The organism is Tunicatimonas sp. (assembly GCF_049647865.1).
In the GTDB taxonomy this organism is placed as follows: Bacteria; Bacteroidota; Bacteroidia; order Cytophagales; family Cyclobacteriaceae; genus Tunicatimonas.
Genome location: NZ_JBARYM010000012.1, coordinates 1 through 5,697, shown reverse-complemented (window position 1 = coordinate 5,697; position 5,697 = coordinate 1). Strand labels below are relative to the sequence as shown.

The window sequence follows — 5,697 nt, the reverse complement described above, 5'->3', positions numbered from 1 at the left end:
GTCATCTATATTCCGACGGTAGCGCACATACGATTTGAAAAACGTATTATTAGGAAGTTTGTCTGAATTTTTCAGTTTATCTCTTACTTTCCGATACTGGCTAGTTCTAAGATTGAGTGTATCAGTGGTTGCTACTATTGCTTGAATCAGCGCTTCCTTCTTATTGATTTTTATCTCCTTTGCTAAATCATCGGAAAAAGATTCATACAGACTATCTAGTTGATCCGTTCCGCGTAACATATGGTTGATATACCTTCTACGATCTTCTAAATAGCGAGTATATTCCCGCACTTCATCAGATTGAGAACCATATTTATGAGATAAAAAAACAAGTGCTCCTTGATCACCAATGAGCGAAGCAATATTCTCATTCAACTGCAAACTATCTTTCACGAAAATAGTGCCGTGCGTGAGTTCGTGAATGATGGTATTAGCGACCTGCCCCTCTGTTCTAAAAAGCAATTGCGATAAAATAGGGTCGTCAAAAAAACCTAAGGTACTCCAAGCACTCACCGTTCTAATGCCCGTATCTAACCCTTGTTCGGCCAGCTGCCCTTTTTCTTTTAAAGCTGTTTGGTAGTTGAAAAAACCTTTATAAGAGAATGTCCCCAGTAGAGGGAAGTTCCATTTCCGATCTTTAAGCGAGAAAGGTTCAGTCGCTGTAATAACCCACAGTATTGGCTTACCCTTTTGATCATATACACTGCCGTAGCTACCTGAATCATTTACTCCTAAACTGTCTATAGCAAATTTCTTCACTTCCTGCACCAGTTGCACTTTTTGTTTTAATGAATCAGCCACCTGCGGATCGGCCAGTAGTTCATCGATCGGACGAGCATTCCAGAGCACTTTAATCTGGCCTTTAGCTTGCATAATGCCGTAATTAACCAACTCATGCTGCCAGATTAGGCAGATTATTAACAACACCAAAAGTCCTATTCCTACTTTTTTTACCATCTCACGTGTGTAGTATTCATTTTGTGTAATGAACCTCTAAGCTATAAGAAATGTAGGTAAATATATAGGTATTGAGAGGTTAATCTGGCCACCAATGCATGTTGCAATTGACTGTTAACAATGGTCTACCGATTAGATAATTGCCGACTCTTACCAAAGCTTAACTTTGCTAATCGCTGCTTTTTCTTTCGTTGACCAAACACAATAAGCTCTGTATCAGAAATTTGTTCGCATACTTTAGGGCGCGTAATTGTTTGGGCATCAGCGGCTAAAAACAACGATTGTTTCTTTTGCTTACCTTGACTATCTATTGTTACCATCACAACAATAGCTTTGTTTCTCTTCAGGCTGAAGTTATGAATTTTACTAGATTTCGCGTCTAAATTCTTCGGGTGATCATTGTATATGAAATGCAACTTATCGTTAATCACTGCTATGGCGTACGAAGAATAAAACCCACCATCTCGGTCCGTTATTTGCCATTTTGGAATTTTTTGCGCCCAGTCAATTACTCCTGCTGAATTTAAGCTAACTACGGCAATATTATGGTAGTAGTATCGGGTGTAACTTCGGCCATTCGGCATTCCGTCGGTACTACTTCGCTGAATTTGCTTGGTGTAGGCTCGCTCGCTCACTAAAACTGCCCCACCATCGTCTCGCAAAATTAGTTCATTTAGATTGTAGTTGAATAGCTCTACATCTTTATCCTTCGCCATTTTATTCTTCGTCTTCTTAGCCTGACGTTTTTTCATGCCTTGCGCCATAAAATCAGCACTAAATGCTTTATGCGTTTTTTTAACGACTTCTCGGCTTTTCTTATCAATTGTTAAGAAATAGCTTCCTTTCATACCATTACTTCCTTCCTCTGAATAAAATCCAGCGCATACAATATTCTGGTTATCGTCAATAGTAATCCGCATGTTGTTGAGGTAGATTCCGGACATTTCTACCGGATACTCAACCAGTTCCTCTCCTTTGTTCCAGTAGCTTAGTATTTGATACTTGTAGTTTGCTTCTCCCTTTCGTTTCTCTTTTCTCTTCTTATCAAACAGTTTTCCTAAAATATGAATATCACCTTGATTGTCTACTCGGTACTGCGCTATATCAAATAATTCTTCCTGATAGTTGAGTGTAATTTGCTTCTCCCATAATAAGTCGAACTTATTATCGAATACATGAAACCCAAATCGTTCGATTTCTTCTTTCTCGTAGGGTAATTGGTAAAAGATAAGTAGCTTCGATGAGTCACGCGAAATAGTATAATCAAAGGTACCGCTATTGTAGCGGCTGTGCCCTTCATAATTGATAGTGGCAACTGCATGAAGTTTTTTTTCGGCAAATAGTGTCTCCTTATCTACCTCCTGAACAAATAACTGATTTTGTTTTTTGTCTTTATTAGGAAAAGATGTGAAGAGCAAAAGTTTTCCGTGATAAAGAATTACCTGCTCAAATCTTCTCTTCCGATGATTCTCGTGCCTTAAATCAACCTCCACCGACCGTACCAGATTCATGTTATGGTCATACCGCTCTATTGCCTTAAAAGAAGAAAGGTTAAGTATGCTATTAGCGTACATACTTTCAGATTTGCGGATGGTATATACTCCGTCAGAGTCATAGCCGATTATATCTTCCAGCGTTGAACTTCTGGATACCCGCACTGTTTCTCCCCAACGAATGTCAACCTCCCGATTGCGAGGCTGGGCAACAGTGACTATCACGCTAAACCAGAAAACTAACTTAAACGAAAAAATGCACTTCATCTTTTTGTTTAAAAATAGCGAAGGAAGCGATCAATAGATGCGCTCATTTTTCCAAATCTATCCTACGTAAGAAATTAGCTACTATGCTTCAAGCTAACTGCGTATTATAGTTTTATTGCCTTATTTTTAGTGTATCTTTAGGTAAAAAATTTCTTCTTGTTTTTCACAGTTAATTTGGTAGCTGGCAACACAATCGTTTATATTGAGTTCAACTTCTAATAAATTTACAAATAGTTAGAAACTCTGCATTCAAATATAGCGTTCTTATTTCACGTAATATTCTTGTAATAAATACTTAAAAAAAGTATATTTGCTTATCAACCATATCACTAATTTATGAGCGATCAAACAGAAAAATTAAAAGCCCTTCAATTAACTATTGATAAACTGGACAAAACCTATGGCAAAGGTTCCGTAATGAAATTAAGTGACGAGCGGGTAGAAAATATTCCTGCTATTCCTACTGGATCACTAGGGTTGGACATTGCTTTGGGGGTAGGTGGTGTTCCTCGGGGTCGAGTGGTAGAAATATACGGACCGGAATCTTCTGGAAAAACTACCTTAGCTATGCATTGCATTGCTGAAGCTCAAAAAGCTGGTGGTATTGCAGCTATAGTAGATGCCGAACACGCCTTCGACCGTAGCTATGCTGAGAAATTAGGCATTGATACCGAAAATTTATTAATCTCTCAACCCGACAATGGTGAGCAGGCGTTAGAAATCGCTGAACACTTGATTCGCTCTGGGGCAATTGATATTATCGTAATTGACTCAGTAGCCGCACTAGTTCCTCGAGGTGAACTGGAAGGTGAGATGGGTGATAGCAAAATGGGACTACAAGCTCGCCTTATGTCGCAAGCACTACGAAAACTTACTGGGGCTATTAATAAGACTAAATGTACTTGCGTTTTTATTAATCAGCTGCGGGAAAAAATTGGGGTAATGTTCGGAAATCCAGAAACTACTACCGGAGGTAACGCCTTGAAATTTTATGCATCCGTTCGCTTAGATATCCGTCGTATTGGGCAAATTAAGGAAAGCGCTGATAATGTTACTGGTAATCGTACTCGGGTAAAAGTGGTGAAGAATAAGGTAGCCCCTCCGTTTAAAGTAGTTGAGTTTGATATAATGTACGGAGAAGGAATCTCTAAAGTAGGTGAAATTCTTGATTTGGGAGTAGAGATGGAGATTGTAAAAAAATCGGGTTCTTGGTTCTCTTATGATGGTGAAAAGTTAGGACAGGGCCGAGATGCTGTAAAGCGCATTCTGCTGGATAATCCTGAATTAATGGGTGAGATAGAATTAAAGATCAGAAACAAGATAAATGGTGTGGAAGACACCCCAGAAGATAGTGATGCCGACACTGCTCAACTAGCTGAGGAGGCGGCAGCAGCTTCGTCTAACGGTAAAAAGTAGTGTTGATCTTAAACATAGCATAAAGTAAAGAACCGCTCTCAAGCGGTTTTTTACTTTCTATTGTCTATAGAAGCAGAGTAATTTCGCGAAACAACGTGCTTATCAATAAGTGAAAGATAACTGTCTACCCTGTTCTATAAACATAAAAAGCCTCTACGCGAGACTCTTTTGGTTAATGCATTTTCCTGAATCAGCGTTTGAATCCTAAAACAGCTCCACCACAGTGGTTTTGAGAACCATCAAAAGTAAATGTGATATAGTAAATACCTGTTGCATTGCAAGGATAAATAATCCCTTTGTTAAAATTACCGTTCGCAAAGCTAGTTCCCACTTTTTTCCGATTAGAATCATATAGACTTACTATAATACCATCGGTCTGATCACCAGCAGCACAAATATTCAGAAAGTACTGAGTGCCTTTAGCAAAAACGTATGAATATTCTACCTTTTCTTTCGTACCGCCCTCACCGTTAACTTCATAACTTTTCACAAAATTAAAGCCATCAGCTAACTGAGGGATACAAGCTTCCGTGTGTACGGACGGATCGCACTGCGCATTAGCCAGTGACACATTCAGAAATAAACCAAGTACTATACTCAATACACCTACTATCGCTTTCATATAATTGCGTGGCATTTATTTAATGATATAATCTCGGATGGAAGAGGTAATACGAGAAATTTCAGCAACATTTTCATCGGTAATGTTAATAGTAGTTGTACTATTATTTGAGATAGTTACAATACCATTTACTTCTTCAAGAGTTGACTCAGCGTATGTCTGCGTAATTTCAATACTATCAAACTGAGCTTGTAGTTCGCTCATTTTATTGAATAGCTCCTTTATATTAGGATTACTTTCGCTGTAAAACGATAATAGCAACATAATATTCTCCAGAATAATTTTCTGCTCTCCAATACGTTCTTTCAGCTCCTCATTATTCATATTTCGTTCAGTCACTTGACAGATAATATGAAGCGCTTCCAACCATCCTCCGGTTAGTAAGAGCACACTCAAATTGGCTCGTTGTTGCTCCTGTAGAGAAGCATTAATATTGTTAAAGTTTTTGGTAGTAATAAGAAGTAGCGAATCAAGATTGCGGCTATTCGTCGCTAAACGGCGAATTACTCCAAAGTCAAAAAATTGACCAATGCTTAAACCTTCAGCTAAGTCCCGAATAGCGGTAAGATACTTAAAAGCATCTTGGTTTTGTTCGTAGATATTGGTGTAACCTAGATCGGTGCCGTAAACCCCTAGATTGAGTGCTTTCTTAAAATTGCTATTATAATTAGAGAGATTGTCAGTACCGTTGAGTAACTCAATATCATAGTTTGTGCCTGACTCTTTAAGAAGTACCGCGATTTCTAAAGGAGAGGGAATCTGCTGGAGAATACTCTCCAATACCTCTTCTGAAATTACAGTATTGTCACTCTCAGTAGTCTCCAGACTATCAAGAAATGCTTGTTCATCTATTTTTGACCCTGAATCACAGGACCACAATAAAATCAATCCGGCACCAATCAGTAGAGATAATTTTTTCATGCAAAGTTTCTGGATTTGATG

The 5,697-nt window shown here is 38.5% G+C and carries 5 protein-coding genes; 1 reads left to right on the top strand and 4 read right to left on the bottom strand.

The window, feature by feature from the left end; all coding sequences use genetic code 11:
- Together WBA23_RS00325 and WBA23_RS00320 are read right to left on the bottom strand one after the other, a co-directional pair.
- Positions 1 to 957: aminopeptidase (locus tag WBA23_RS00325; protein ID WP_424580235.1), on the bottom strand; the 957-nt coding region annotated here is incomplete at its 3' end.
- Between the two features lie 125 nt (positions 958 to 1,082).
- Complete coding sequence (locus WBA23_RS00320) at positions 1,083 to 2,717, bottom strand: hypothetical protein (RefSeq protein WP_424580234.1); 1,635 nt, start codon at positions 2,715 to 2,717, stop codon at positions 1,083 to 1,085.
- 336 nt (positions 2,718 to 3,053) lie between these two features.
- Here WBA23_RS00320 and recA point away from each other — a divergent pair, with 336 nt between their 5' ends.
- On the top strand, positions 3,054 to 4,133 hold the full coding sequence (recA, locus tag WBA23_RS00315) for a recombinase RecA (RefSeq protein ID WP_424580233.1): 1,080 nt from the start codon (positions 3,054 to 3,056) through the stop codon (positions 4,131 to 4,133).
- A gap of 190 nt (positions 4,134 to 4,323) precedes the next feature.
- Here the strand turns inward: recA and WBA23_RS00310 are convergent, their stop codons facing one another.
- Positions 4,324 to 4,755, bottom strand: a complete 432-nt coding sequence (locus tag WBA23_RS00310) for a hypothetical protein (RefSeq protein WP_424580232.1) — start codon at positions 4,753 to 4,755, stop codon at positions 4,324 to 4,326.
- Positions 4,756 to 4,770: 15 nt separating this feature from the next.
- On the bottom strand, positions 4,771 to 5,697 hold a 927-nt coding region (locus WBA23_RS00305), incomplete at its 5' end, for a hypothetical protein (RefSeq protein ID WP_424580231.1).